The organism is Streptomyces sp. Sge12 (assembly GCF_002080455.1).
In the GTDB taxonomy this organism is placed as follows: domain Bacteria; phylum Actinomycetota; class Actinomycetes; order Streptomycetales; family Streptomycetaceae; genus Streptomyces.
The window spans coordinates 961,225-987,602 of record NZ_CP020555.1; the positions used below are offsets into that span (position 1 = coordinate 961,225).

At 71.7% G+C, this 26,378-nt stretch carries 29 protein-coding genes and 1 pseudogene; 10 read left to right on the top strand and 20 right to left on the bottom strand.

Going from position 1 to position 26,378, the window contains the following annotated elements; translation table 11 throughout:
- Positions 1–134 precede the first annotated feature (134 nt).
- Positions 135–1,496 (top strand): bifunctional o-acetylhomoserine/o-acetylserine sulfhydrylase, encoded by a 1,362-nt coding sequence (locus tag B6R96_RS04445; protein ID WP_081521660.1) that lies wholly within the window; start codon positions 135–137, stop codon positions 1,494–1,496.
- On the top strand, positions 1,493–2,680 hold the full coding sequence (gene metX, locus B6R96_RS04450) for a homoserine O-acetyltransferase MetX (protein ID WP_081524972.1): 1,188 nt from the start codon (positions 1,493–1,495) through the stop codon (positions 2,678–2,680). Before B6R96_RS04445 ends, metX begins: the two co-directional genes overlap by 4 nt.
- 90 nt (positions 2,681–2,770) lie before the next feature.
- Here the strand turns inward: metX and B6R96_RS04455 are convergent, their stop codons facing one another.
- The 4 genes from B6R96_RS04455 to B6R96_RS37170 are packed head-to-tail and all read right to left on the bottom strand — an operon-like array spanning position 2,771 to position 5,368.
- Positions 2,771–3,205 (bottom strand): response regulator, encoded by a 435-nt coding sequence (locus B6R96_RS04455; protein WP_203351587.1) that lies wholly within the window; start codon positions 3,203–3,205, stop codon positions 2,771–2,773.
- Complete coding sequence (locus B6R96_RS04460; RefSeq protein ID WP_081521661.1) at positions 3,202–4,344, bottom strand: PAS domain-containing sensor histidine kinase; 1,143 nt, start codon at positions 4,342–4,344, stop codon at positions 3,202–3,204. The genes B6R96_RS04455 and B6R96_RS04460 overlap by 4 nt, the downstream gene beginning before the upstream one ends.
- A complete protein-coding gene (locus B6R96_RS04465) occupies positions 4,341–5,024 on the bottom strand; it encodes a response regulator transcription factor (protein ID WP_081521662.1) in 684 nt (227 codons plus the stop codon). The genes B6R96_RS04460 and B6R96_RS04465 overlap by 4 nt, the downstream gene beginning before the upstream one ends.
- Positions 5,024–5,368: an STAS domain-containing protein gene (locus B6R96_RS37170; protein WP_159396277.1), complete on the bottom strand. Its 345-nt coding sequence runs from the start codon at positions 5,366–5,368 to the stop codon at positions 5,024–5,026. Before B6R96_RS37170 ends, B6R96_RS04465 begins: the two co-directional genes overlap by 1 nt.
- A gap of 294 nt (positions 5,369–5,662) precedes the next feature.
- On the opposite strand from B6R96_RS37170, the gene B6R96_RS04475 reads away from it, so the two are divergent.
- The gene (locus tag B6R96_RS04475) at positions 5,663–6,070 is read left to right on the top strand and encodes an ATP-binding protein (protein WP_081521663.1); all 408 of its coding nucleotides are present in this window, start codon (positions 5,663–5,665) and stop codon (positions 6,068–6,070) included.
- 12 nt (positions 6,071–6,082) lie between these two features.
- On the opposite strand, the gene B6R96_RS04480 is transcribed toward B6R96_RS04475, so the two are convergent.
- Positions 6,083–6,856, bottom strand: a complete 774-nt coding sequence (locus tag B6R96_RS04480) for a response regulator (RefSeq protein ID WP_078938371.1) — start codon at positions 6,854–6,856, stop codon at positions 6,083–6,085.
- Between the two features lie 116 nt (positions 6,857–6,972).
- Between B6R96_RS04480 and B6R96_RS04485 the strand changes: the two genes are divergently transcribed.
- A complete protein-coding gene (locus B6R96_RS04485) occupies positions 6,973–8,571 on the top strand; it encodes a sensor histidine kinase (RefSeq protein WP_081521664.1) in 1,599 nt (532 codons plus the stop codon).
- Positions 8,568–9,764 (top strand): PP2C family protein-serine/threonine phosphatase, encoded by a 1,197-nt coding sequence (locus tag B6R96_RS04490; RefSeq protein WP_081521665.1) that lies wholly within the window; start codon positions 8,568–8,570, stop codon positions 9,762–9,764. The genes B6R96_RS04485 and B6R96_RS04490 overlap by 4 nt, the downstream gene beginning before the upstream one ends.
- Positions 9,765–9,793: 29 nt before the next feature.
- Here B6R96_RS04490 and B6R96_RS04495 read toward each other — a convergent pair whose 3' ends face one another.
- The 8 genes from B6R96_RS04495 to B6R96_RS04530 all read right to left on the bottom strand — a co-directional run bounded on the left by B6R96_RS04495 (position 9,794) and on the right by B6R96_RS04530 (position 14,215).
- On the bottom strand, positions 9,794–10,816 hold the full coding sequence (locus B6R96_RS04495; protein WP_107475459.1) for an iron-containing redox enzyme family protein: 1,023 nt from the start codon (positions 10,814–10,816) through the stop codon (positions 9,794–9,796).
- Positions 10,813–11,088: a CDGSH iron-sulfur domain-containing protein gene (locus tag B6R96_RS04500; RefSeq protein ID WP_384511955.1), complete on the bottom strand. Its 276-nt coding sequence runs from the start codon at positions 11,086–11,088 to the stop codon at positions 10,813–10,815. Before B6R96_RS04500 ends, B6R96_RS04495 begins: the two co-directional genes overlap by 4 nt.
- A complete protein-coding gene (locus tag B6R96_RS04505) occupies positions 11,072–11,764 on the bottom strand; it encodes a HemK2/MTQ2 family protein methyltransferase (RefSeq protein WP_081521667.1) in 693 nt (230 codons plus the stop codon). Before B6R96_RS04505 ends, B6R96_RS04500 begins: the two co-directional genes overlap by 17 nt.
- A 283-nt stretch (positions 11,765–12,047) precedes the next feature.
- Positions 12,048–12,521 (bottom strand): hemerythrin domain-containing protein, encoded by a 474-nt coding sequence (locus tag B6R96_RS04510; RefSeq protein ID WP_030390399.1) that lies wholly within the window; start codon positions 12,519–12,521, stop codon positions 12,048–12,050.
- Positions 12,522–12,721: 200 nt separating this feature from the next.
- Positions 12,722–12,988 (bottom strand): DUF4235 domain-containing protein, encoded by a 267-nt coding sequence (locus B6R96_RS04515; RefSeq protein ID WP_081521668.1) that lies wholly within the window; start codon positions 12,986–12,988, stop codon positions 12,722–12,724.
- Positions 12,985–13,299 (bottom strand): hypothetical protein, encoded by a 315-nt coding sequence (locus tag B6R96_RS04520; protein WP_053177165.1) that lies wholly within the window; start codon positions 13,297–13,299, stop codon positions 12,985–12,987. Before B6R96_RS04520 ends, B6R96_RS04515 begins: the two co-directional genes overlap by 4 nt.
- Positions 13,300–13,415: 116 nt before the next feature.
- Entirely contained in the window at positions 13,416–13,730 is a 315-nt protein-coding gene (locus B6R96_RS04525; protein WP_081521669.1) for a phage holin family protein, read from the bottom strand.
- Positions 13,731–13,837: 107 nt separating this feature from the next.
- Positions 13,838–14,215 (bottom strand): ATP-binding protein, encoded by a 378-nt coding sequence (locus tag B6R96_RS04530; RefSeq protein WP_081521670.1) that lies wholly within the window; start codon positions 14,213–14,215, stop codon positions 13,838–13,840.
- A 173-nt stretch (positions 14,216–14,388) separates the two neighbouring features.
- Here B6R96_RS04530 and B6R96_RS04535 point away from each other — a divergent pair, with 173 nt between their 5' ends.
- Positions 14,389–14,550, top strand: a complete 162-nt coding sequence (locus tag B6R96_RS04535) for a hypothetical protein (RefSeq protein ID WP_030385292.1) — start codon at positions 14,389–14,391, stop codon at positions 14,548–14,550.
- Between the two features lie 184 nt (positions 14,551–14,734).
- Positions 14,735–15,103 (top strand): PRC-barrel domain-containing protein, encoded by a 369-nt coding sequence (locus tag B6R96_RS04540; protein WP_030391049.1) that lies wholly within the window; start codon positions 14,735–14,737, stop codon positions 15,101–15,103.
- Between the two features lie 89 nt (positions 15,104–15,192).
- On the opposite strand, the gene B6R96_RS04545 is transcribed toward B6R96_RS04540, so the two are convergent.
- Entirely contained in the window at positions 15,193–15,423 is a 231-nt protein-coding gene (locus tag B6R96_RS04545) for a DUF5133 domain-containing protein (RefSeq protein ID WP_030389916.1), read from the bottom strand.
- A gap of 91 nt (positions 15,424–15,514) precedes the next feature.
- The gene (locus B6R96_RS04550; protein ID WP_063785628.1) at positions 15,515–16,225 is read right to left on the bottom strand and encodes a MerR family transcriptional regulator; all 711 of its coding nucleotides are present in this window, start codon (positions 16,223–16,225) and stop codon (positions 15,515–15,517) included.
- Between the two features lie 134 nt (positions 16,226–16,359).
- Here B6R96_RS04550 and B6R96_RS04555 point away from each other — a divergent pair, with 134 nt between their 5' ends.
- Positions 16,360–17,709, top strand: a complete 1,350-nt coding sequence (locus tag B6R96_RS04555; RefSeq protein ID WP_081521671.1) for a YhgE/Pip domain-containing protein — start codon at positions 16,360–16,362, stop codon at positions 17,707–17,709.
- A 106-nt stretch (positions 17,710–17,815) separates the two neighbouring features.
- Here B6R96_RS04555 and B6R96_RS04560 read toward each other — a convergent pair whose 3' ends face one another.
- Together B6R96_RS04560 and B6R96_RS04565 are read right to left on the bottom strand one after the other, a co-directional pair.
- A complete protein-coding gene (locus B6R96_RS04560) occupies positions 17,816–19,462 on the bottom strand; it encodes a hypothetical protein (RefSeq protein WP_081521672.1) in 1,647 nt (548 codons plus the stop codon).
- Positions 19,463–19,651: 189 nt separating this feature from the next.
- The gene (locus B6R96_RS04565) at positions 19,652–20,902 is read right to left on the bottom strand and encodes a cytochrome P450 family protein (RefSeq protein WP_081521673.1); all 1,251 of its coding nucleotides are present in this window, start codon (positions 20,900–20,902) and stop codon (positions 19,652–19,654) included.
- Between the two features lie 293 nt (positions 20,903–21,195).
- Here B6R96_RS04565 and B6R96_RS04570 point away from each other — a divergent pair.
- Both B6R96_RS04570 and B6R96_RS04575 read left to right on the top strand, forming a co-directional pair.
- Positions 21,196–21,840: pseudogene (locus B6R96_RS04570) on the top strand (serine/threonine-protein kinase); the annotation flags it as partial.
- Positions 21,841–21,979: 139 nt separating this feature from the next.
- Positions 21,980–22,702, top strand: coding sequence for a TolB family protein (locus B6R96_RS04575; protein WP_081521674.1), 723 nt, complete (start codon positions 21,980–21,982; stop codon positions 22,700–22,702).
- A gap of 45 nt (positions 22,703–22,747) precedes the next feature.
- On the opposite strand, the gene B6R96_RS04580 is transcribed toward B6R96_RS04575, so the two are convergent.
- From B6R96_RS04580 to B6R96_RS04595, 3 genes are all read right to left on the bottom strand, one after another.
- Complete coding sequence (locus tag B6R96_RS04580) at positions 22,748–24,640, bottom strand: PAS domain S-box protein (RefSeq protein ID WP_107475461.1); 1,893 nt, start codon at positions 24,638–24,640, stop codon at positions 22,748–22,750.
- 181 nt (positions 24,641–24,821) lie between these two features.
- Entirely contained in the window at positions 24,822–25,451 is a 630-nt protein-coding gene (locus B6R96_RS04590) for an aldo/keto reductase (RefSeq protein WP_237291318.1), read from the bottom strand.
- Positions 25,399–26,346 carry a helix-turn-helix transcriptional regulator gene (locus B6R96_RS04595; RefSeq protein ID WP_237291319.1) on the bottom strand — a complete coding sequence of 316 codons (948 nt, stop codon included), beginning with the start codon at positions 26,344–26,346 and terminating at the stop codon, positions 25,399–25,401. Before B6R96_RS04595 ends, B6R96_RS04590 begins: the two co-directional genes overlap by 53 nt.
- Positions 26,347–26,378 lie beyond the last annotated feature (32 nt).

The following is a 26,378-nucleotide window of genomic DNA, read 5'->3' on the forward strand; positions in this document are numbered from 1 at the left end:
GCCCCGCGCCGGCTCGCCCGTGCCGTCGTTCCGCGCCCGTGCCGTCGCCCGCGCACAAGGTGCGCCGTGCCGTGCCTCCGCCTCCCCGTGGCCGTCTGCCTCCCCACCGTCCACCCTCACCTCCGAGGAGACCCATGAGCCAGCCCATCGACGCCGTCACCGCAGGTCACACCCCCGAGAGCGAGCCCACCCGATCCGCGACGCCGGCCTGGTCCTTCGAGACCAAGCAGCTCCACGCCGGCACCGCCCCAGATCCGGCCACCGGCGCCCGCGCGGTCCCGATCTACCAGACCACCTCGTTCGTCTTCCGCGACACCCAGCACGCCTCCGATCTCTTCTCCCTCGCCGAACCCGGCAATATCTACACCCGCATCCACAACCCCACCCAGGACGCCCTGGAGCAGCGCATCGCCGCCCTCGAGGGCGGTGTCGCCGCCGTCGCACTCGCCTCCGGGCAGGCCGCGGAGACCCTGGCGATCCTGAACCTGGCCTCGGCGGGCGACCACATCGTCTCCAGCGCCTCCCTCTACGGCGGCACGTACAACCTGTTCCGCCACACCCTGCCCAAGTTCGGCATCGAGGTGTCGTTCGTCGAGGACCCCGACGACCTCGACGCCTGGCGGGCCGCCGTACGGCCGCACACCAAGGCCCTGTTCGCGGAGACCCTCGGCAACCCGCGCGGCAACGTCCTCGACGTCCGGGGCGTGGCCGACGTCGCGCACGCGGCGGGTCTGCCGCTCATCGTCGACAACACCGTGCCCACGCCGTACCTGCTGCGCCCCATCGAGCACGGGGCGGACGTCGTCGTCCACTCGGCCACCAAGTTCCTCGGCGGGCACGGCACCACACTCGGCGGCGTGGTCGTCGACGCCGGCACCTTCGACTTCGGCGCGCACCCCGAGCGCTTCCCCGACTTCACCGAACCCGACCCCAGCTACCACGGCCTGCGCTACTGGCCCGCCCTCGGCGCGGGCGCGTACGCGGTGAAGCTGCGCGTGCAGCTGCTGCGCGACCTCGGCCCCGCCATCGCACCGCACTCGGCGTTCCTGCTCCTGCAGGGCGTGGAGACGCTGAGCCTGCGGCTGGAGCGGCACTCGTCGAACGCTCAGGCACTGGCGGAGTGGCTCGAACAGCGCGACGAGGTGTCGGCGGTTCACTACCCCGGCCTGCCGTCCAACCGCTGGTACGAGGCCGGGCGCCGGTACCTGCCGCGCGGCGCCGGGGCCGTGCTCTCGTTCGAGCTGCGGGGCGGTGTGGAGGCGGGGCGCCGGTTCGTGGACGGGCTGGAGCTGTTCAGCCACCTCGCCAACATCGGCGACGTGCGCAGCCTCGTCATCCACCCCGCATCCACCACCCACAGCCAGCTCGACGAGGCACAGCTCGCCGCCACCGGCACCACCCCCGGACTGGTGCGCCTGTCGGTCGGGATCGAGAACCCGGCCGATCTGAAGGCCGACCTGGAGGCCGGCTTCCGCGCGGCGAAGGAGGCGTCCTGAACCCCGCCACAGCGGCCCCGGCCACGGAGGTCCCCCTTCCCGCCACCGGTGCGTGGCGGGAAGGGGACCCGCCCGGCCGCCGTCAGTGGCACCGGCGGGCGCTGCCGCTGGCGCTGGAGGCGGGCGGTGTGCTGCCGGGGGTGCGGCTGGCGTTCGAGACCTGGGGGCGGCTCGCACCCGACCGTTCGAACGCGGTCCTCGTCCTGCACGCACTGACCGGTGACAGCCACGTCGCGGGTGCCCCGGGTCCCGGCCACCCGACCCCGGGATGGTGGGACGCGCTGGTCGGCCCGGGCCGGGCGCTCGACACCGACCGGTGGTTCGTGGTGGCGCCGAACGTACTGGGCGGCTGTCAGGGAAGCACGGGGCCGGCCTCGGCGGGCCCCGGCGGGCGTCCCTGGGGCGGTGCGTTCCCCCGGCTGACCCAGCGCGACCAGGTGCGGGCCGAGAGCGGGCTCGCCGACGCGCTCGGCATCGGGCGCTGGGCGCTGGTGATCGGGGGCTCCATGGGCGGGATGCGGGCGTTGGAGTGGGCGGTCGGTGAACCCCGCCGCGTGGCCGCGCTGTTGCTGCTCGCCTGCCCGGCGGCGGCGAGCGCGGACCAGATCGCCTGGGCCACCGCGCAGGTGCACGCGATCCGTGCGGACCCCCATTGGCGGGGCGGCGACTACCACGACGCCGGGCCGGGGCGGGGGCCGGGCGCGGGGCTGGGCATCGCCCGCCGCATCGCGCACATCACCTACCGGTCGGCCGCGGAGTTGCAGGCCCGCTTCGGGCACGAGGCCCAGGAGGGGGAGCAGCCCCGGCTCGGCGGCCGGTACCGGGTCGAGTCCTATCTCGACCACCAGGCCGCCAAGCTCCTGAGGCGGTTCGACGCGGCCAGCTACGTCACCCTGGTCGAGGCCATGAACACCCACGACATCGGGCGGGCCCGTGACGGTCGGCGCACGGCCCTCGCCCGGGTACGGGCCCGGACGGTCGTCGCCGGGGTGGACTCCGACCGCCTCTACCCGCTCGCGCAGCAGGAGGAACTGGCCGACGGAATCCCGTCCGCGGACGGGGTCCGGGTCATCCGCTCTCCGTACGGGCACGACGGCTTCCTGTTGGAGACGGACCAGGTCGGCTCACTCGTACGGGAACTCCTCGAGGACGCGCCGCAGTCCTCCGTCCGCCCCGGCGGCTGACGCGCCGAAGGGGCGGGCGGCGGGCGCGCAGAGGGCTCGGCCGCGGTCCCCGGCTGCGCACGTGTGCCTGACCGCCGGCCCGCACAGCTGTCAGGCGCCGGATCGCCCTCCGGCGGCGCATGCAGTGGCCTGGCGGGCTTCGGCTCCCAGGGCCCGGATCTCGGTCAGCAGCTGTGCGTTGGCGACGCCCTTGACGAGGTAGCCGGTGACGCCGACCGCCGCCATCGCGGTGCGCGGTCCCTGGTCGCCGTAGGCGGAGAACGCCAGGATGCGGACGCCGGGGACGGCGCGCAGGATCTGCTCGGCGGTGTACGGGCCACCGCCCGGGAAACGCACGTCGAGGACCACGACGTGCGGCCTTCGGGCGCCGGCGAGCCGGATCGCCTCGTCGGCGTCGGCGGCGCTGCCGGCCACGGTGAGGTCGGGCTGGGCCCCGACGACGTCTGCCAGCGCCGCGCGCAGCATGTCGTTGTCGTCGCAGATCAGCACCTGCAGCGGGCTACGGGCCGTGGCGGGCGGGGTCACGACGGCCCCTGCGGGGCGGTCAGGGAGTCGAAGCGCGCGAGGGGTGCACCGGGCAGCGGTTCGTCCAGCTCGCCGGCCGGCAGGTCGGGCACCCAGAACTCCACCGTCGTGCCGGCACCGGGTGCACTGCTCAGCGTCCACCAGCCGCCGGCGGTCTCGGCGCGTTCCCGCATCTCCATCAGCCCGAAGTGCTCCTGCGACCTGCGGGCGACGGCCACGTGGCCGGTGCCGTCGTCGGCCACGTGGACCCGCAGGCCCCCGTTCTCGGCGGTGACGCCGACCCGTACGGTGCGCGCCCGGGCATGCTTGCGCACGTTCAGCAGCGCCTCCTGCACGATGCGGAAGACGGTGATCGCGGTCTCGGGGGCCGGTTCCTTCTCCAGGTCGTGTTCCAGGGTCGGTTCAAGTCCCCAGCTCCCGGACACCACTTCGTGCAGGTGCTGGGAGAGCGCCTCGACCAGGCCGTGCCGGTCGATGCCGGGCGGCTGGAGCCGGAAGGTGAGGTTGCGCAGGCGTCCCACCGCCTCGCGCACCGAGGCGTCCAGCAGGGAGATTTCATGCGCGTAGGGCTCGCCGGTCCGGTCGGCCAGAAGCTGGAGCCGCATGCCGACAGCGACCATGGCCTGGATGGAGTCGTCGTGCACGTCCCAGGCGATGCGCCGGCGTTCCAGCTCCTGTGCCTGGACGAGGTGGGTGAACAGACGGCGGCGCTCGGTGAGTGCCTGCTCGGCGGCGCGGCGCTCGGTCATGTCCCGCGTCACCTTGCCGAAGCCGCGCAGTGCGCCGGTCTCGTCGAAGAGGGGGGTGATCACGACATTGGCCCAGAATCGGGAGCCGTCCTTGCGGATGCGCCAGCCCTCGTCCTCCAGCCGGCCTTCGGCGATGGCCGTTTCGAGCTCCCGGTGGGGCTTGCGGGCGGCGATGTCCTCGGGCGGGTAGAAGACCGAGAAGTGCTGGCCGATGATGTCCGCGGCACGGAAGCCCTTGATCCGCTCGGCGCCGGCGTTCCAGCTGGACACGTGGCCCTGGGGGTCGAGCATGAAGATGCCGTAGTCGAGGACGCTCGAGACCAGCAGGGTGAACGCCGTCTCGGTCGGGGCGAGGGCGGTGCCCTGTTCGGCGCGGCTGTCTCCGGTCATCGCAGGAGGCCCTCACGGCGGGCCACGGCGACGGCCTCCAGTTGGGAGCGGGCACCGAGTTTCACCAGGACCCGCTGGATGTGGTTCCTGGCGGTGTTGAGGGCGATGCCGAGCCGCCGGCTGATCTCGGCCGTACCCAGGCCGTCGCCGAGCAGGGAGAGGGTCTCGCGCTCGCGCGGGGTGAGGGTCGTACCCGCGCCGGCGGTCCTGCCGGCCAGCCGGTCCAGCGCTCCGCCGAGCAGTCCCCTGCTGAAGGCCACTTCCCCCGCCGCCACCAGGCGTACGCCGTCCTGGAGCTCACGCAGGTTGCCGACCTTGAGGATCAGTCCCGAGCCGCCGGCCTCGGCGACGTCGGCGGCCACCGCCGGGGTGCCTTCGCCGGTCAGCACCAGCACCCGGGCGCCGGGTGCGGCGGCCTTGAGCGCGGCGATGGCGGCGATGCCGTCGCCGTCGGGCAGCCGCCGATCCAGCACCACCACGGCGGGGCGCAGCCGGGCCGCATCGGCCAGCGCGTCCTTCACGCACAGGCTGCGGCCGACCACTTCCAGGTCGTCGGTACGGTCCAGGGCGAGCCGGATCGCCTCGGCCACCATGTCGTGGTCCTCGACGAGCAGGATGGTGATGCGTCCCCCGGCGGTGCGCGGCACCGTGTCCGGTGCGGTCCGCGGTGTCGACGGCATCACAGGGTCCTCGGTGGTAGACGCGGCACGCCGTCGGCGAACAGTTCGTCGACGCCGGTGAGGGTCAGCAGTCGGGCCACCTGCGTGCGGGCGCCCTCGACGCACAGCTCGGTGCCGATCCTATCCGCTGCGGCCTTGGCCTCCACCAGCACGTTGAGCCCCGCGCAGTCGCAGAACCGCAGGTCCCGCAGGTCGAGCACGACACGGTCGGGCCGTCGCGCGAAGCATTCGGTGACCGCGGCGAGCAGCTGCGCGGTGCCGTCCAGGTCCAGCGCGCCGACGAGCCGCAGACCGGCCCCGGCCGCGTCGGGTTCGGTGCTGACCCGGAACGCCGGGCCGGTCACGTCGCGCCTTCTCTCATGCGGCAACCCCAAGCCTGGGCAATGGGCACCAGTCAAGAGTAGTGAATCTGCACCAGAAAAGAACCCGTTCTCCTGACGGGTCACCACTGGATGGGCGGATCGGCCCGAAATCGCACGATAGCAGGGAGCGCGAACCCGTGAACATTTCAAACGGGCTGGGTACCCTGCTGTGGGGGAAACACACCGAGGGACGGGGCCCCGACAAGGCTGCGGGACCGGGGCACCAGTGGGGCACCCGAGCAGCGAGGTGCGCAGTGGAGTGGAAGGGGCGTGGGGATGGAGCTCTCGTCGGCCATTTCGCACGACGCCCGTCACGCGCAGGAACGCGTGAATTTCGACGGCGCACCCGGCTGCATCGCCGAAGCACGGGACACCGCCGACGCCTTTCTCCGCCACCACTGCGCGCCCACCCACGGAACCTTTCACGATGACGTCCTGCTGGTCGTCTCCGAGCTGGTGACCAACGCCGTCCGCCACGCTCCCGGCCCCTTCGTCCTGGGGCTCGGTCTGGTTCCCGGCGGGATCGAGGTCACCGTGCGGGACACGAGCCCGCGTCCCCCGCACTCCCGGACCCCCGACCGGACCGGCGGACGCGGGTGGACCATCGTCCAGGCCCTCGCCCACCGGGTCCGTGTCGTCCCCTGCCACGACGGCAAGACCGTCCACGCGGAGCTGGTCCAGTAGTCCCGTCGACGGTCAGGCGCGGGGCGGGCGCGTCGCGGTGTCCAGGTAGAAGGAATCGATGCTCTGGACGGCCTGCTCGAACTCTTCCAGGTTCACGGGCTTCGTCACGTAGGCGTTGGCGTGGCTGGTGTAGGCGCCGGCGACGTCGTCCGGGGCGGAGGACGTGGTGAGGACGACGACCGGAATGCTCTGGAGGTCGGCGTCGTTCTTCAGGATGCGGAGCAGGTCGCGGCCGTTCATGCGGGGCATGTTCAGGTCGAGCACGATCAGGTCGGGGCGCGGGCTGTCGGGGTTGCGCAGGTGCTCCAGGGCGGCGACACCGTCGGTGGCCTGGACCAGGTTGCGGGCCCCGCGCTCGGCGAGTGCCTCCTCGATGAGCATGGCGTCGGCGATGTCGTCCTCCACGAGCAGGACATCGAACGGGCGGGCGGGGGCGTTCATCGTCAGCTGCTCCGTGGGTGCTTCGTCGGTGTGGTTGAAAAGCCCCGGCCAGCGGCGCCGGGCGCCCTGGCGGGTCATGCCGCATGCGCGGCCGATCTGGGGGTATCCGGCTCCGGCACGCGCGGCATCGATGGCCGCTGCGCGTTGCAGCCGCTCTGCGGCCTGTTGGAGGTGGTCCAGTACGTGCAGGCGTGCCAGGGCCTGGGCGCGGTCGTCCGACGTCGGGCGGGAGAGGTCGGTCTGCAGGTGGAGAGCCAGGCGCCGGGCGAGGTCGGCGACAGCTGCGTCGGCGACGGAGGCCGTCTCCTTCGAGGTGGTCCGCAGGTGGAAGTTCTTGCCTGGCATACCCCGCACCTTAGGCCCCCGAACCGACCTGCGACAACAAAGGTTGTCCGATGCCCTCTACAGTGTGCGCTGCGCCTGCTGTTCGAAGCGGCTGTCTCGGGAGGGGAAAGCAGAGGATGACCGGCATGATGAGGCCGCGTGCGCGGAGCCTTTCCGCGTGGACGACCCGGCGGTGGCTCCGCGTCGGTGTCGCCGTGTCCCTGGTGGTGCTGGCCGTGCTCGGTGTGACCGGGGCATGGGTGCTGGGGCGTACGGCGACGATCAGCGACGAGCTCGTGGACGTGCGGTCCCCCGCACTGTCCACCTCGTTCCGCCTGGAGGCCGCCCTCCTCAACCAGGAAACCGGCATCCGCGGCTACGGGCTCACCGGGACCCCGGAATTCCTGGAGCCGTACCGGCGGGGGCTCGCGGACGAGAAGACGTACACGGCGCAGCTCACGCAGCTCCTGGCCGGCAACGCCCGCGCGCTCGACGACCTGAGGACCGTCCAGGACGCACTGTCCACGTGGCAGGAGAGGATCGCCCGCCCCGTCGCCGACTCACCCCCCGGGTCGGCCTCTCCCCTGGCCGGCGAACGCGCCGCCGAGTCCAAGACGGCATTCGACGCCCTGCGCCGGGCCATGACGGACCAGCAGGAACGGCTGCGCGCGGAGCGGGCCGGGACCCGGGCCGACCTTGTCGAAACCATGAGGCTTCGGAACTGGGTGTTCGCGGCGATCGCGGCCGTGATCGCCGTCCTGGCCGGCCTGGTGTTCGAAGGCCTGCGCCGCGGCATCAACCGGCCGCTGGAGCAGCTCGCGGCGGACGCCCGCACGGTCGCCGGTGGTGACTTCGACCACCCCATCTCCGCGGCCGGTCCGGCGGACCTGCGGCGCCTGAGCGGCGAGATCGACTTCATGCGCCGCCGGCTGGTGCGCGAGCTGGCCGTCAGCGAGGAGGCGCGGCGGCGCCTGGACGCACAGACCGCCGACCTCCAGCGTTCCAACGCCGAGCTGGAGCAGTTCGCGTACGTCGCCTCCCACGACCTCCAGGAACCGTTGCGCAAGGTGTCCAGCTTCACGCAGCTCCTGCAGCGGCGCTACGGAGGGCAGCTCGACGCCAAGGCGGACCAGTACATCGGCATCGCGGTCGACGGCGCCAACCGGATGCAGAGCCTCATCAACGACCTCCTCGACTTCTCCCGGGTGGGACGCGTCCACCACGATCCCGTGGAGGTCGACCTCGACTCGGTCATGGAACGGACCCTGTCCGCGATGAGCGTCGGCATCGAGGAGGCGGGCGCGTCGATCACGCACGATCCGCTGCCCACCCTCGTCGCCGATGCCACGCAGATGGGCATGCTCTGGCAGAACCTGATCGGCAACGCGGTCAAGTTCCGCCGTCCGGACCGGGCACCGGAAATCCGTGTCACGGCCGCCCGGGAAGGCGAGCTGTGGCGGTTCACCGTGACCGACAACGGCATCGGGATCGCACCCGAGTACGCCGACAAGGTGTTCGTGATCTTCCAGCGGCTCCACACCAAGGACGCCTATCCCGGAAGCGGAATCGGCCTGGCCATGTGCAAGAAGATCGTCGAGTTCCACGGCGGCACCATCGCCGTCGACCCCGACCACCGGGACGGGACGCGCATCAGCTTCACCCTCGCCCCCGTACCTCCCCCGGCCCCGTCGACCATCGCGGAAGCGACCCGGGCCACCGCGGAGCCGGCGCCATGACCGCGACCCTCACCCACACGGGCGGCATCGGCGCGGACGAACCGGTCTACCGCATCCTGCTCATAGAGGACGACGCCGCCGACGCCCTGCTCGTCGAGGAGCTCCTCCACGACACCGAGCTGCGCTTCGAGCTCACCACGAGCGTCTCGCTGGCCGATGCCCGCTCGGAACTCGCGACCCGCACCGTCGACTGCATCCTCCTCGACCTGCACCTGCCGGACGTGTCGGGCACCGATGCGGTCACCACCGTCCGCGCGATGGCCCCGCACACCGCCGTGATCGTCCTGACCGGCCTGTCCGAGAAGCAGGCGGGCTCCGAGGCGATGGCCGCCGGGGCCCAGGACTACCTCGTCAAGGGCAAGGTCGAAGCCGACCTGCTGCGCCGCACGGTCCGCTACGCCGTCTACCGCAGCCACACCGAACGCGCGGCGGCCGAAGCCCAGTCGGCCCGCCAGCGGGCGGAGGAGAACGCCCGGCTGGAACGCGGACTGCTGCCCCGGCCCCTCCTGGACACCTCCACCGTGACGGTGACCACCCGCTACCTGCCCGGCGCCGAACAGGCCCTCCTCGGCGGCGACTTCCTCGACGTCGTGGAGGGGGACGGCGGACTGCTGCACGCCGTCGTCGGTGACGTCAGCGGACACGGCCCCGACGCCGCCGCCCTCGGCGTCTGCCTGCGCATCGCATGGCGCTCGCTCGTCCTGGCCGGACACCACGGCACCGAACTGCTGCACCTCATGGAACGCCTGCTGGTGGCGGAGCGCGGCACCCAGCCGCTGTTCGCCACCTGCACGCTGCTCACCCTCGACCAGAAGGCCGCCACCGCCACCCTCTACCTGGCGGGCCACCACGAACCCCTGCTCACCGCCTCGGAGAAGACCCTGGAGGTGGCCGCCGAGCACGGCATCGCGCTCGGCATCGTCCCCGGCCACCACGACTGGCCCGCCACGGTCATCCCGCTCCCGGACGCCGGGGCGCTCACCCTCTACACCGACGGCCTCACCGAAGGCCACAACGGTGACGCCGCCGGCCGGCTCGGCATCGAGGGACTCCTGCCCCTGATCAACACCACACCCTCCGAGGACCCCGCGGCGCATCTGGACAGCCTCATCCACCAGACCCGGGCGCTCAACGCCGGAAGACACACCGACGACCTCGCCGTCCTCCGCCTCGACTGGGACTTCCAGGCATGACCCCACGCCCCTGAGGGGCGAGACGCTCCCTAGGCCAGGGGTGTGCGCAGTGCGCTGCCCTGGCGGTCCCAGGCTTCGCGGATGTGGCTGGCGAGACGGTCTTCGAGCAGGACGGTCGCGGCGCAGCCGAACGCGATGTCCTCCTCGAGGTCCGGTGCGTCGGCGAGGAGGCCGCCGATCACTTCGTGGCGTACGACCTGCTCGTGGACGGCGTCGGCCTCGACGTGCTCGGCGTAGAAGTGCTCCGCGGCCGGACCGGCCCCGCAACGCCGCATGGCCTTGGCCAGGCGGCGGGAGCCGGGTGACGAGGTGACCTCGACGCACGCGAAGTGTCCGACGAGCGCTCCGCGCAGGGCCCGGTGCAGCCCGAAGAGGGACATCAGGTTCACGGTGGCGAGCAGCGGCGCCGGTGCCTGCTCCAGGTAGCGGCCGTAGGCGGGATCCAGGCCGAGGTCGGTCATGAGGTCGGCGAAGAGCCGTGCGTGGATGCGTTCGGCGCGGCCGGCACCGAACTCGTCGTACTCGATGGCCACCATCGCCGCCTTCGCGCGGCCGGTCAGGCGGGGGACGACCCAGATGTGCGGGTCGGCCTCCTTGAGGTGGTAGAGGGAGCGCAGGGCCGCGTACTCGCGCAACTGCCAGAGCTCACCCTCGGTTTCGAGGTGGTGGCTGAGGCTGTCGGAGAGGTCGACGGGTTCGACGAGCAGCGGGGCGAAGGCGTCCTCGACCGACCGGGGCGCGTCGGGCAGCTCGGTGCGCAGGGCGTGCAGGAAACGGGCTTCGACGGCCTGGCGCAGGCGCAGCAGGTCCGGATCCCATTCCCGTGCGTCGTCCACCTCCTCGAAGCCGCGGTAGTGCAGCTCGTACATCAGGTAGAGGGCGAGCTGGAGGTCGTCGCCCCACGGGTCGGCCTTGAGTACGGCGCCGGGCGCGTACACGGGCGGGGTGCCCTTCCGCAGGGCCCGGACGACGGCGTCGGACAGGTCGCCCCGTCCCTCGACGAGGCGGGGGCCGGCGGCGGTCATGGTGCTGGTCGGGCTGGGAGGGGTCATTCCGGGTTCCTGTTCTCGGTGGGCGATGCGGCTCGTTCGCGGCGGCGGTGGCTGGTGTCGCACCACGGATACGTACGGCTGCGGCGGCAGGTGCACACGGCGACCATGAAGCGGTCGGACCGGGCGACCGTCCCGTCGTCGAGAACGATTTCGACGGGACCCTCCATCAGGACGGGGCCCTGGCACTCCAGGGTCACCCGGCGGGCGTCCGCGCCCGCCCTGCCGGGGACGGCAGGAACCGGGCTCGCGGTCGGCTCAGGTGCGCTGGGCACGGATGACCACCAGCTCTTCCCGTTCTTCGGCTTCGGCCGCCAGGCCCCGCTGTTCCAGCCAGGACCGCCGCGACCGCAGGACCGGGCCCCAGGGCACGGAGGCCGTCGCCGTGACCCGCGCGGCAAGCCCTGCCCCTGCCAGCCGGTCGAGGGTCTCCTCGGCACCGCACATCCCCGAGTGCACCATGAGCAGGATTCCGCCGGGCCGCAGCAGGGCGGGGGCGCCCCCGCAGATCCGGTCGATGACCGCGCGCCCGTCGAGACCGGCGTCCCAGGCCCGTTCCGGCCCCCGGGACGGCAGGCGGCCGTCGGGGGCGGGGACGTACGGGGGGTTCGAGACGACCACGTCGAAGCGCCGTCCCGTGGTGCGTGCCTCGAAATCCCCGTGCAGGACGCGCAACGGCAGCCGGTGGATCCAGGCGTTCAGCCGGGCCGTCACCACCGCGGGCCATGCCACGTCGACGGCCGTGACCCGGGCTCCCCTGGTCGCGGCGTGCAGGGCCAGGGCGCCGGTGCCCGTACCGATCTCCAGGAGCTCCGTGCGGGGGCCGAGGTCCTCGTGGGCGAGTGCCGCCGCGAGCATTCGGGTGTCCGCCTGCGGCTGGTAGACGCCCGGGAGAGCCACGAGGCCGCCGGGCAGCGTGGCCGAGGACAGGGCAGAAGCAGTACTGGGCACCGTACCTCCGGTTTCACCGCGACCCGCCGAGCGAGTGACGGCAATGGACGACGTACTGCGCCTGCCCCGGGCGACGCGCCCTATACGGAAAAGGGTCGATCTTCGGAGGATCAGACCAAAAATTCGGTGCCGTTCCTGAATTCGTCCACGACCCTGAGCGGCTATTCCCGAATGAAGTGGTTGAGGGAGCAATCAGGAATTCATCTGCGCCGGGTTCCAAGTCGTCCGCCGTGCCTGTCCACCCGCAGGCCGCGGGTGGACAGGCACGGCGGACGGGTCGTCGTCAGTGCTTGGCGCTGGGGACGGCCAGGGGTTCGCCCGGAGCCTTCTTCTTCGCCGCCTCCATCTGTTCGCCGAGTTCAGTGAGGCGGTTGCGGCCCATGGCCTTGCGAACGTCGGGGAACCACTCCTTCTCCTCCTCCTCGACGTGATGGCGGACGTTCTCCATCAGCACGCTCATCTTGGCGTCGAACCGCTCGTCGGCCGCGTCCAGATCCTTCAGCTCGGAAAGCATCCACAGCACGACGTGGTGCTCCTCGATGCTCTCCAGGACGTGGTCCTTGGTGTCGGGGGCGGCCTCGCGCGCGGCCGGGTAGAAGATCTTCTCCTCGATCCACGTGTGCGTGGTCAACTCGTCGATCACCCGGTCGGCGATCTTCCGCTTCTCGGCGTGGGCGTTGTCACCGGCCTTCTCGAACTGCTTGAACAGCTTCTCGACCGTCTTGTGGTCTTCCTTCAGCAGGACGATTCCGTCCATCAACGCCTCCTGTGCTTCGTGATACCGGGGCGGCGCGGCCCGCCGCCCCACGCCCCTCTACCCGGCGGCCGATCGCGTTGCTCGTCCGCAACGAGGGATCGACCCGGATGGGCGACGCTCCTGCTCCGTGCGCGCGGATCCGCGCTGCGGGCACCCGTACGCGCGGCGGAGACCGCCCCTGCGGTCTCCGCCGCCGTGCGTCAGCCCGGCCAGGTACCCGTCAAGCGGCGTACGGCCACGGCGCCCGATCGATCGACGGACGCCTTGACCACGGCGAAGATCGCGCCCTGGATGGCCGCCGCGAGCAGGATCTGCTGCCAGGAGCGGTCCTCGTCCGTGGCGTCCGGGGCGTCGCCCTCACCCTCGACGATCTTCCACGCCTGTTTGAACACGGCACTCGCGACCAGGCCGCTCGCGGCGCCGAGAGCGAGGCCGACGGGCTTGTAGGCGAGCTTGGAAGCCTTCATCGGCGACGACCGCGGCTGCGACGGACCAGCACGAGCGCGATGATCACGGCGCCCGCCACGAGGAGCGGGGTGCGGTTGACGCGCGCGACCGTCGCGGCCCGGCCGGCCTGTTCCAGCAGCGGGTCGGGGGTCTTGTCCGCCGCGTACTTTCCGGCGCGTGTCGCGCTGTCCCACACCTGCGCCGCTGCATGGGCCGTCTTGTCCAGGACGGGGTCGGGCGTCCTGTCCCGCACCAACTGGGCGGCCTGCCCGGCCTTCTCGCGGATCTGATCGGCGATCAGGGAGGCCTTCTCGGCGGTTTCCTGCTTCATGACGGCAGTCCTCTCCTTGGTTCGGGTCTTGATGTCGGCCTTGGCGGCCATGGGCCCCGACGGTCCGGCCGGGTTCGTCGCGGGTCCGTTCGACGCTCTCGCGCAACCCTGGGGGGTCATCGGTGCGCCCTGTCGTGGAGCTCGGCCAGGTCGGCCACCTGCTGCCGTCCTGCCAGCCCCGCTGCGGCGGCCGCCGCGGCGAGCACGCCGGTGATGGTCAGGGCTGCCACCCCGACCGGCAGGAACAGCGCGACCGCGGCTATGCACGTGGCCATCAGCACCTGGGCCGCGAAGAGACCGAGGACACCGGCTGTGCCGACGCGGTAGCGCCTGCGGTCCATCGCTGCGCGAGCCGGCTGCGTCTCCGTACGGACCGGCTCCGCGATCCGCCGGGAACCGTACGGGACCGAGACGCTCACCGAGTCCTGCATGGCCGGTCCTCCTCCTGGGATGTGCGTGCCGCGGTCGTGACGCGCTTACCCCGTCATCGCCTCAACACCCGCCCCAGGAACAGAATCCCGGGCGCAGCACCATCCCCTCAGGCGACGGCGGGGATCGGGATCAGCGCCGTGATGGTCTTACCGCCGAGGCCGCAGCGGATCTCCGTGCGGTCGGCGATCCGGTTGACCAGCAGCCAGCCGAACCCTCCCGGCACCTCGACCGGCGTCCCGGGCATGCGGGGGCACTGGGAAGTCGCGTCCGACACGTCGACCGCCACGCAGTCCCGAAGGTGCCGGACCTGGAAGTCGGTCACACCGCCGGCATGACGGACCGCATTGGAGACCAGCTCCGACACCACCAACAGCACGTCGTCCACCAGACGCTCCGCCACGCCATGGGCCGCCAGGACATCGCGGGCGATCAACCGGGCGTCCTCACACCGCAGACCGGCCATTCGACGTGGTGTACCTGACATCGCCACTCCTTTCACATCAGGCGTCTTCCCCTTCCTCCTCCACACATCCCGTCCGGCCACCGGTTCCACGAAAATCGGACTCTCCTGCCCGGCCGCACAGGTAGGAAACAAATAAAAATCGAATACATGTCCCGGATGTGGTCGGGCAGGCGGTGCTGCGGAGGTTGATAACTATGGTTCCCCTGCTTCTCGTTCTTCTGCTGGTCCTTCTTCTCTTCGGCGCGGGTTTCGCGGTGAAGATTCTCTGGTGGGTGGCTCTGGCCGTCCTGATCCTTTGGCTCATCGGCTTCGTCGCCCGTCCGAAGGGCGGTAGCGGCCGCTGGTACCGCTGGTAGCCGAATCGACGAACCATCCCGGCCCCCCTATCGATCCCGGGTGCGTGAAGCGGTGAATGCGGGGCAGGCGAAGTCCAGGCGGAACGCAGCACCCCCGCCATGCACGACGTACGGAACGGAACAAGGAGGGGCGGCGGAGAAGCATTTCCCCGCCGCCCTCCATTGACCGAGGAGTTGTTTTCGCGTGACTGAACATGTGTGGAGCTACCAGCCGACCTCCGGCCACCTCGCCGGTACCGACCTGACCGGATACAAGGTCGAGGCGACCGACGGCAGCATCGGCAAGGTCGACAAGCACTCCGACGAGGTCGGTGACGCCTACCTGGTCGTCGACACCGGCCCCTGGATCTTCGGCAAGGAGGTCCTCCTGCCGGCCAGCACGGTCGTCAGGATCGACCCCGACGACCAGAAGATCTACGTCGCCGGCACCAAGGAACAGATCAAGAACGCACCCGAGTTCCACCGCGACAAGCACCTCGGCGACACCGGCTACCGCGAGGAACTGGGCACCTACTACGGCACCGGCGCCCCCTTCGGCGGCCGACCCGCCTGACCCCACCCCCACACGACGACGCCGGTCCCGACACCCACCCCGGGTGCCGGGACCGGCGTCGTCACGCCCCCTGTCCGCCCCGCCGCCGATCAGCCCGAGGCGAGTACGGAGTCGTCGAGGGCGCCCGTTCCGGGCAGGTGGTGGCGGGCGGCGATCAGGGCGGCGTGCACGTCCGTCGTGCCGGTGGCCACGCACAGGGCCCGCTCGACGGCCTCGATCTCCCTGCGTACCGGCGAGTCGCCGTCCGCCGCGTCGAGCACGGACAGGGCCCAGTAGCGGTCGACGAGGCCGGGGAGTACGGCCGGGTGAGCCATCAACATGGGTGATTGCCTTTCGCCAGATCGAACAAGTGGCCGTCGCCTACCCTGCCGATCGCCGCTGAACCCCCGCCACGACCTGCCCGCCATGGCGTCAACGCGGCGCCGCGCACTCCTCGCCACCGCGACCGCCACCGCCGCCACCAGCGCCGCCGTCGCCACCGCCCGCCACCCGGCGCCTGACCTGGTCCTCCTGGGCGAGACGCCGCAGCAGTTCGAACACCGGGGCGCAGATCGCGAGGACGACGACCGCCCGCTCGGCCAGCGACACCGGGTCGTCGATGCCGGCCGCGCGCTCCAGGTCCAGCACGGCCACCCGCTCCGCCAGCCGCGCGTAGGCGGCGAGCTCTCCCGGGGCGTACTGCGCGTCCAGCCTCCGCAATTCCTTCAGCGCTGCCGTCAGCCCCTTCACGTGCGGTGACGTCCCCGGCGCCTGCCAGTCCAGGGCCGCGAGCAGCTCCGCCACCTCGGCGCCGGCGGCCGCCTCGCCGTCGGCCTCCTCGGCGGGGTCCGCGTCGTGCAGGGCCGCGACCGGCACCGGGAGGGCGTAGCTGACCGCGCCGAGGGCGCCCTCGGCGCTGTGGGCCTGGTCGACGGCTCCGAGCACGTCACGTGTGGCGGCGATGGACAGGCCGCCGAGCGTGGTCAGCGCCTTGATGAGCCGCAGCCGCTGCGCGTGCTCCTCCCCGTACTCGGCCAGGGTCGCGGCCGTCGCCCGCCCCGCGGGCAGCAGACCCTGCCGCAGGAAGTACTTGATGCTGGCGACCGGCACGCCGGTCCGCCGGCTGAGCTCCGAGATCTTCATGCGGCTCCCCTCCCGGTCGTACGGCCCGGTACTCGGCTTCGGCGATTGGACACCACAACAAGATACTGCCAGTATCCAGTAGCTGGATACTTCAAGTATCCAGTCCAGGAATGCAGCCGCGTACCGGAGAATCGATGCCTCAGCCCACGCCGCCCCCCTCCGTGCTCCGCCGACCCCAGCTGTGGATCGGTACGGGGCTCATCGCCGCAGTGGTCTCGATGCTGTTCGCCCTGCTCTACGTCGGCGGCAACGTCAACCCCAGGGGGAACCTGCGCGACCTGCCCGTGGCCGTGGTCAACGCCGACCGCGGCGCCGACGCGGGCGGCCGCCACGTCAACATGGGCGAGCAGGTCGTCTCCGGGATCCAGCAGGCGGCCAAGGGCGACAAGAGCATCGACTGGCATTTCGTGAGCCGCGAGGAAGCCGACAAGCGGCTGGGCAAGGGCAAGGTCTTCGGCGCCCTCGTCATACCCGACGACTTCTCGGCCACGGTGACCGGGCTCGCCGCCCCGCAGCCCGCACCCCAGGGCAAGGCCGCCGCGCCGACCCTGACCGTGCTGACCAACCAGGCCGCCGGCAGCATCGGTTCCTCCATGGCCTCGCAGGCCGTACAGAAGGCCGCCCACGCCGCCTCCGCCCAGCTCGGCCAGGAACTCCTCAAGCAGGCCGGCGCCCAGAAGAGCCCCCTCCCGCCGGCCGCCCAGCTCAAGCTGGCCGACCCGGTGACCGTGACCGTCGCCGACGGCCACCCCGTCGGACCCCGCAGCGCCATGGGCCTGAGCGCCTTCTACTACGCGCTGGTCCTGGTCGTCTGCGGCATGCTCGGCGCCAACGTGGTCAACTCCCAGGTCGACACCGCGCTCGGCTACCTGCACACCGACTTCGGTCCCTTCCGCAAGCGCGAACCCGTCCAGCACACCAGCCGCGTCCGCACCCTGGCCATCGGCATGGCGCTCATGCTCGGCCTGTCACTGGTCATGGGCACCCTGGTCGAGGTCGCGACGGTCGGCATCCTCGACATGGACGCCTCCCACCTGGGCCTGCTGTGGCTCTATTCGGTCGCCACCATCGCGGTGGTCGGCATCGGCAGCCTGGCCCTGTTCGCCGCCTTCGGCACCCCCGGCATGCTGCTCGCCACCATCGTCTTCGTCGCGATGGCCGTCCCCTCCTCCGGCGCCACCGTGCCCGTCCAGGCACTGCCCGGGTTCTTCCGCGCCCTCGCCGAGTTCGAGCCGCTGCGCCAGATCACCGAGGGGCTCCGCTCGCTGCTCTACTACGGGGCCCAGGCCGACGCGGGCCTGACCCGGGCGTGGGCCTCGATGGGCGTCGCCCTCGCCGCAGCGCTGGCCTTCGGCTTCGCCATCACCCACCTCTACGACCGCAGGGGACTGCACCGCATCCCCCACCCCGAGACCGAGGCCGAGACCGAGGCCGAGCCCGAGGCCCCGGAGGCCCCCGAGACCCCTGCACCGGCCACGGCCTGAGCCCCTCGGCGCGTCCGATCGCGCCGACTCCACCCTGCCGCGCCAACCCGTGCCCCCGCCCTGCGGGAATCCGTACACGGGTTGGCGCTGCGCGCAGTACACCCGGTCAGGAATCGGAGCGGAAGGCCCCGTGGACGCGGAGGTCGCCGTTGATCGCCACCTTCCCGTCGTTCGTGTGCATGATCCAGTCGCCTGCGTTGCGGACCGACAGATGCGCGCCGGCGTTCACCTTCCCCTGCAAGCGCGACTCTCCTTGTACGCGCAGCATGCCGAGGGTGGTGAGGTCCCCGGTGACCGTGACCGTGTGGTCGGCCTTCACCTCGCCCTCGGCATCCAGGCGGCCGTGGACGATCAGCCGCGGCGGGCCGTCCTGGGTCTCCAGCACGTTGTCGACGCTCAGCCCGCCCTGGAGGGTGAGACGTTCCTTGACCTGGGCCCGGTGGGTGACGACGTCGTTGAGGTCCGCCTTGTCGGCGGCGACGGTCCCCCACTGGCGGCTTCCGGCGCCCTGGAACACATTCATCCCGGAGGCCGGGAACTCGATCCATCCGTCGGCGGCCGTGCGGCCCTGCACCCACTTGGTGTTGATGCCGTTCAGGTCCGCCAGGTCGGCGGCGACGGTTCCCCAGTCCTGCTTTCCGTCCTTGCGGACGTTCACTCCCGACTGCGGGAACTCGACCCATCCCTTGCCCGCGTCCCGGTCCCCCACCCACTGGGTGTTGATGCCGGTCACGCTGATCCTGTCGGCCGTCACGGTTCCCAAGTCGCTTCCACCACCGCGGCCGACCCTGATTCCGTCGGACGGGAAGCCGATCCACCCGGCGTCGCTCCCGCGCCCGCGGACCCACGCCGCGGTCACGGTCTCGACGTCGGTCGTGGCGGCGAAGAGGGTGCCGAGGCCGTCGGCGGCGTCGCGGATCCGGGCACCCTGCGTGGTGAAGACGATCCGGCCCCGGTCCGTCGTGCCCTCGACCCACGGGCTGTGGATACCGTCCGTCGCGGTGACGCCCTCGAACTCGGGGCTGCGCAGGTGGACGGTGGTGGTGAGGAAGTACCCGGACTGCTGCCCACCCGGGGAGGTGGCGATCAGGGTGTACGTGGCGTCCCGCTTCGGCTCCTGGCCCGCCGCCGGCGACCACTGCCAGCCGGTTGCGCCCGGCGTCGGCGCGACCGTCTCCGGAGGGCCGTCCGGGCCCTGGATCCGGTAGACGAGGGTGTCGGGCCCGTCCCACTGCAGGACCACGTCCTGGCCCGTGGCCACCAGGGACTGCTTCGCGCGGAAGTTGCGCGGAACCTTGGGCAGCTGCTTCAGCAGGCTCAGGGTCACGGGGTTCTTCTGCACCCTGGCGCCGTTGGCCGCCCGCTCCAGCACGTGCAGCAGCACCAGTCCCGCTGCGCCGGAGACGGGGAAGCCGTCCAGGACCAGGGCCATGGAGCCGGCCTCCCGGAACAGCGCGTTCGGGCGGGCGGTCACGGTGAGGACACCCGTGTTGTCGTCCCAGGCGACGATCGGCTCCTCGCCCTGCTTCGTCGCGGTGTTCCGCTCGACCCGCGCGCTGATCGTCTTCGGATTCGCGGTCAGGTCACCGTCCGCCTGGCCGCAGGGCACGCGGACCTCGATGGAGTACCAGATCACCTCGTCCATGGTCGGATTGGAGACGACGATGCAGACCGATCCCTGGCGTTCCTCGCCCGCGACCGGCACCTGGAGCGGAGCCGGATCGGTGAGTATTTCGTAGTGCAGAGAAGCCATCGCTGAAGACCCCCTGTGTGCGCTGTCCGACGCTTGCCCCCGACGGGCACAGCCCCTCCAGCACAGCACTTACCGGACAACCCGACACCCGGATCGCCCCAACCGGCGCGAAACAGACGTTCACTGTCCGAATCGGGAATCTCCCACTTTTCCGATCACACAGCTCCCGGCTGCGGCCGTCAGCGCCGGCTACGCATCCGCCGCGCTCCCGAGTCGACCCGGACCCTCCGGACCCGCCATGACGGGGAGCTCACGCAGGGCGTGAAATCGGAAGGTGGTGGTCCACACGAGCTGCTCGGCGGGAGCCGCAAGCCGGAGTCCGGGAAGCCTGCGCAGCAGGGCGGCGAGGGCGAGGGTGATCTGCATACGGGCCAAGGGCGCGCCGAGACAGTAGTGGAGCCCGTGACCGAGGGCGAGGTGGCCCTGATCCGGACGGGTGATGTCGAATTCCTCGGCGACGGCGTACCGGGCGGGGTCCCGGTGGGCGGAGGCCAGCAGGAAGAGCACGGTGTCCCCCGCCGGAATCCCCACCCCGCCGATCTCCATCTCCTCCGTGGCGAAACGGCGGATGGCGGTCTGGTTGGGATGGGCGTACCGGAACAGTTCCTCGACCGCCTGCGGGAGCAGCTCGGGGCGGCTTCGCAGAGCGGCCAGCTGGTCGGGGTGCGTCAAGAGGGTGAACAGGCCGTTGCTGATCATGTGCTGGACGTTCTCGCTGCCGGCCATCAGGGTGAGGAAGGCCAGGGAGACCAGCTCGTTCTCCGTCAGCCGGTCCTCCGCGTCGCGCGCCGCGATCAGGCCGGAGAGGATGTCGTCGCCCGGATCGCCGCGCCGGCGGGCGACGAGGTCAACGAGGTAGCGGTGGATGTGCCCGATCGCATCCCTGAGGCTCTCGTGGCCGGACGGGGCCAGCATGGTGGCGACCCAGCCGGAGAACCGCTCCTGTTCGACCTGCGGGACGACGAAGAGGTCCCCGATGACCTGCAGCGGCAACGGCTTGGCGAATTCCGCGACCACATCGGCACGGCCGTCGCGGTCGATCTGCTCCACCACCCGGTCGAGGAGGGCATCGATCGCGCTCTGGAGGCTGTCCCGCAGTCCCTCGACATGTCGGGGGGTGAACCCCTGGGAGACGAGCCGGCGAAGCCGCAGGTGATCCTCCGCGTCCATGTTCAGGAGGTTCTCATCGAGCGCCGGAGGAAGGGAGAAACCCTTGAAACCGGCCCCGGAATGGCGCTTGTTGACCGACAGCCGGGAGTCGGCAAGCCCGCTGCGGACATCGGCCTCACGGGTGACCAGCCACACGGGCGAGCCGTCGGGGAGCGCGACCCGGTGCACGGACCCTTCCTCGCGGAGCCGTGCGTATACGGCGTGGGGATCGGCCTCGAAATCCTGCCCGAACGGCTGCGGAAGGGGGGTCACTTCGCTGGTGCGAGTCATTGGGTTTCCTTGATCGTGATCATGTCAGCCGATCATCCTACGAGACCTCGGCGGCCCGGTACGTGAAGGGCGACAGGACCGCGTCGGGCCGGGGGGACAGGTTGCCGGAGGCACCCTTGTCGGGTCTCCGCAAGGGCCTCGCTTGACTGGTGGTCGGCGCGACAGGTAGGGAGAGGCTGTTCATTGCGCAAGGTGTGAAATATGGGGGACATATGAAGCCGCTCGAAACGGGCGATCCCACCTCGCTCGGCGACGGCCGCTACCGGCTGGTGGGACGGCTCGGCCAGGGGGGCATGGGCGTGGTCTACCTGGGGCGCTCCCAGTCCGGCCGTGCGGTCGCCGTCAAGGTCGTACGCCCCGAGCTGAGCACCGAGCCCGGGTTCAGGCGCAGGTTCGCCGACGAGGTCGCGGCCGCGCGGCGGGTCGGCGGCTTCCACACCGCGCCGGTGGTCGACGCCGACCCGGACGGGGAGCCGGCCTGGCTGGTGACGGCCTTCGTGCCCGGTCCCACCCTGCAAGCGGTACTGGCGCGCGTCGGAGCGCTGCCCCTGGACACGCTCACCGTACTGGCCGCCGGCCTTGCCGAGGCCCTGGAGGCGATCCACCGCGCAGGGGTCATCCACCGCGATCTCAAGCCCGCGAACATCATCGTCGCGGAGGACGGACCGCGCGTCATCGACTTCGGCATCGCGCGCGCCCTGGACGGAACGTCGCTGACACAGACCGGCCTCCAGGTCGGCACGCCGGGATTCCTGGCACCCGAGCAGCTCACCGGCGGTGGCGTGCTCACCCCCGCGGTCGACATGTTCGCTCTGGGGGTGGTGCTCACCCAGGCGGCGGGCGGCGCCCCCTTCGGCGACGGCCCGTCCGCGGCCAGGCACTTCAAGGTGGTGTACGAGGAGCCGGACCTCACCGCGGTGCCCGAGGAACTCCGCGCAGCCATCGGTGCCTGCCTGTCCAAGGACCCGGCGGCACGGCCCACCCCGACCGCCTTCCTCGGTACCCTCACCGTCCGCCACCCGGACGGTGACTCCTGGCTGCCCGAGGCGGTGTCGGGACGCCGCCACGGAGAAGCCCGTGCAGCTCATCGCCGGGGGCGCATGCGACACCCTGCCCCAGTGGTCCCCCGACCGCAGGTCGTTCGCGTTCACCCGCAGCACCTCCGAGGGCACGGCCGTCTGGACCGCCAACGCCGACGGCTCCAACGCCCGGCGGATCACCTCCGTCGCCGGCGGCCGGGTGTCCTGGTCGCCGGACGGCAGCCGGCTGGCCGTACTGCGCATGAAGGACGGCGTACAGCAGCTGTTCGTGGTCGGCGTCGCCGACGGCTCGGCCCGCCAGCTCACCTCCGGCGGGGGCCAGGTCGAGGATCCCGCGTGGTCGCCGGACGGCAAGAGCATCGCGGTCTGCCTGCAGACGGGGCCCGAGAACTGGCAGATCCACCTGGTCGACCCCGCCGACCCGAACCGGGCCCCGCAGCAGGTGACCCGGCTGCCCCATCCGGCACTCGACCCGGTGTGGTCACCCGACGGCACCACCTTCGCCTACACGGCAGGGACCTACGGCACGAAGACTCAGGGCGACATCCGCCTCGTGGACGCCGACGGCAGTGACGATCGTGAACTGGTCGCCACCGACGCCCATGAGATGGACCCCTCCTGGTCCGCCGACGGCACCTGGGTGGCCTTCGTCCGCGGCCCGTACGAGAAGCCCGCGATCTGGGCCGTGCGCGCGGACAAGACCGGCGAACGGACGCTCACCACCGGCGCCGCCACCGAGGGGCATCCCGCCTGGCACTGACCCCCGTCGCGACGGCGCCGCGCGCAGCAGTGGCCGCACCTCGCCTCACCCCGCCGGCTGTGAGCGGCGCGGGGCGGGTAGCGGCAGGGAGAACCAGACCGCCTTGCCGTCCGCCGTCGGTAGCGTGCCCCAGGAACTGGCGAGGGAGTCGACGAGGAGCAGGCCTCGGCCCGATTCCGCGTCCGGGGCGGCGAAGCGGGCCTGCGGAAGCACCGGGCTCGCGTCACAGACCTCGACACCCAGCTCCCGGCCGGCCTGCCGCATCCGCAGCCGTACGGGTCCGCTGCCGTGGCGCACCGCGTTGGAGAGCAGCTCGGAGGCCAGCAGACAGGCCGTCTCGCGCAGCTGCTCGTCGTCCTTGCCCCACTCCTCCAGGGTGGCGCGCAGGAAGCGCCGGCCCGCGGCCACGCTGCTCGGGGCGGCGTCCAGGACGAGGGTCCGCGCGGTGGCAGGGGTCGAGGGGATGCGCACGAGGAGCAGGGTGACGTCGTCCGCATTGTCGTCGGCGTCCGGCAGCAGGTCCGTCAGCAACCGGTCCGCGGCGGCTTCCAGGGATCCGGTCGACGCGAGGGCCTTCTCCAGCGCCGCGGCGAGCCCGTCGACCTGCCGTTCGATGTCGCTGCCCGGTGTCTCCACCAGCCCGTCCGTGTAGAGCGCCAGTACCGAGCCCGGTGCGACCGCGTGGCGGCTCTCGTGGTGGGGAACCTCACCGACGCCGAGCGGCACGCTCACCTCGACCGGCAACCGGCTCACCTCGCCGCCGGGATCGGCCAGCAGGACCGGCAGGTGTCCGGCCGAACACACCGTGATCTCGGCCGCGTCCGCGTCCACGACGAGGTAGCAGCAGGTGACGAACTGGTCCGGGAGTTCACTCACCACCGCGTCGAGGGCACGCATCAGCTGCCAGGGCGGCATCCCGGTCTTCGCCAGCGCGTGGGAGGCGGAGCGCAGTTGTCCCATGACGGCGGCGGCGTCCAGTCCGCGCCCCATCACGTCGCCGATCATCACGCCGACCCGGCCGCCGCCCAGCGGGATCAGGTCGAACCAGTCCCCGCCCACCCCGGCGCCCTGGCGGGCCGGGAAGTAGCGGCTCGCAGTCGGCATTCCCGGCACGTCCGGCGGTGAACCCATGAGGCTGCGCTGGAGGGTGAGAGCGACGTGGCGCTGCTGCTCGTAGAGCCGGGCGAGCATCTCCTCGGCGGCCTTGCGTTCGGTGACGTCGCGGATGGCCGCGGAGACGAGCGTCCCGTCGGGGGTCTCCAGGGGACTCAGGCTGATCTCCACGGGGAACTCGCGCCCGTCCCGGCACAGCCCGTACAGCTCCAGCCCCGCCCCCATGGGTCTGACCTGCCGGTTGACGAAGTAGCCGGCGCGGAAGTCGGAGTGGTTGCCGCGGAACCGGTGGGGTACGAGCACCTCGACGGGCCGCCCCAGCAGGTCCTCGCGCGCGTACGCGAAGAGTGCCTCGGTCTGGGCGTTGACCAGCTGGATGATGCCCCTCTCGTCGACGATCACCATCGCGTCGGGGGCCGCCTCCAGCAGGGCCCGGAAGCGCTCCTCAGCCGCCCGGCGCTCGCTGACGTCCCGGACGGCGGCCGAGATCAGCAGCCCTTCGGGGGTCTCCAGCGGGCTCAGGCTGATCTCCACGGGGAACTCTCGCCCGTCGCGGCGCAGGCCGTACAGCTCCAGTCCCGCCCCCATCGGGCGGACCTGGCGGCTGGCCGCGTAGCCGAGCCGGTGGCTCGGGTGCTGACCGCGGAACCGCTCGGGCACCAGCACGTCGATGGGGCGCCCCAGGAGTTCCTGGCGCGGGTAGCCGAACAGGGCCTCGGTCTGGGCATTGACCAGGCGGATCACCCCGGCGTCGTCCACGATCACCATCGCGTCCGGTGCCGCTTCCAACAGGGCCCTGAAGGGCTCTTCGGTCGTCGCTGCCATGCTGCGCCTCGCACTCGCCGGATCCCGCAGAGGGCAACATCCGACCACGGGGCCGAAAACCGCACTCCGGGTTGACCGAAACCCATCCACAATTGACCGGCTGCGAACGGGCCCACTGTATGCCTCCGGGACCGCCCGGGGGCGCCGGCGCCGCCTTTTGAACCCCTGTGGATCGTTCGGTTCAGCGGCTCAGCGCATCGATCTCCGCGAGGTCCTCCTCGGACAGCGGTCCCCCGTGCAGCGCGTCGAGGTTCTGGTCCAGTTGGTCCACGCTGCTCGCGCCGATGATCACCGACACCACTCGGGGGTCGCGCAGCACCCACGAGATCGCCAGGTGCGAAAGGCTCTGTCCGCGCCGCTCGGCCAGTTCGCCCAGGCCCCGCAGTTGCGCAAGTTTGGCGCCGGTCAGCGCCTCTTCCTTGAGGAAGTGCCCGACCGACATCCGTGAACCGGCGGGCACCTCGCCGGCGAGGTAGCGATCCGTCAGAAGGCCCTGGGCGAGCGGCGAGTAGGCGATCAGGCCGGTTCCGGTGTCGCCCACCGCGTCCAGCAGTCCGTCCTCGGGCGTGCGGTCGAGGATCGAGTAGCGGGCCTGGTTCAGCAGTACCGGTACGCCGAGCTCGCGCAGGATCGCCACCGCCTCACGATGCTGCTCGGCCGGGTAGTTGGAGATTGCGGCGTACAGCGCCCTACCGGAGCCCACCGCCGTGTGCAGCGCCCCCATGGTGCGTGATCCCGCCACGGTGGCGCGGGGGCGGTCACCGCCGGCTTGGTCGGCGGCGGGGAGCCGGGGCGGGCTGCGCGCTGCCACCGGGCACCTCGGGGTGCCGGGCCCGGGCAGCAGGCAGAGCGTGCAGACCGGGGCCGCCGAGGGTGCCGGCGCGATCGGCCATCAGTGCGCGCAGACACGCCTCGGCCGCCGTGTCGGCCGGCGTGAGGACGATCAGGGACTGTCCGGCCCCGTCCAGGGTGGCCAGTGTGTCGTAGTGGACGGTCAGCTCGCCGACTGCGGGATGGCTGATGCGCTTGGTGCCGTGAGCGCGCTGCCTGACCGTGTGGTCGTCCCACCAGAGGGCGAACTCCGCCACCGTCGAGCGCAGTTCCCCGATCACTTCGAGCAGCCGTGGTTCGTCGGGGTGGCGTGCGAGCGTGGCGCGCAGGTTGCCCACGGTCTCGCGGGCGACCCGGGCCCAGTCCAATTGCATCTCCCGCATGCGGGGCGACAGGAACAGCATCCGGGCCGTGTTGTCGGCGACGCCGGAGCCGAAGCCCTCGCCGAACAGCGCGGCCGCGGCGCTGTTGTGAGCCAGGACGTCGAACCTGAAGTCGACGAGGTAGGCGGGCAGGAGCGGCATTCCGTCCATCAGTACGCGCAGCGACTCGCTCACCGGCAGGCACTCGGGGCGGGCCACCGGCGCCTCGCCCCGGGCGATCACGTGCAGGTGCCGGTGTTCGGCGGGCGACAGCCGCAGCGCCCGGGCGAGGCCGTCGAGCACCGCGGCGCCGGGCGCGCTCGCCCGCCCCTGCTCCAGCCGGATGTACCACTCGACGCTGACGGCAGCGAGCTGGGCGACCTCCTGCCGCCGCAGACCCGGCGTACGGCGACGTCCCTGGTCCGCCAGTCCCACCTGCTCCGGCCGCAGCCGCTCCCGCATGGCCCGCAGGAACTGCGCCAGCTCCTCGTTTCGCCCTGTTCGTATATGCACCACGCCCCATCATCGCCCCGTACCGCAGCTCC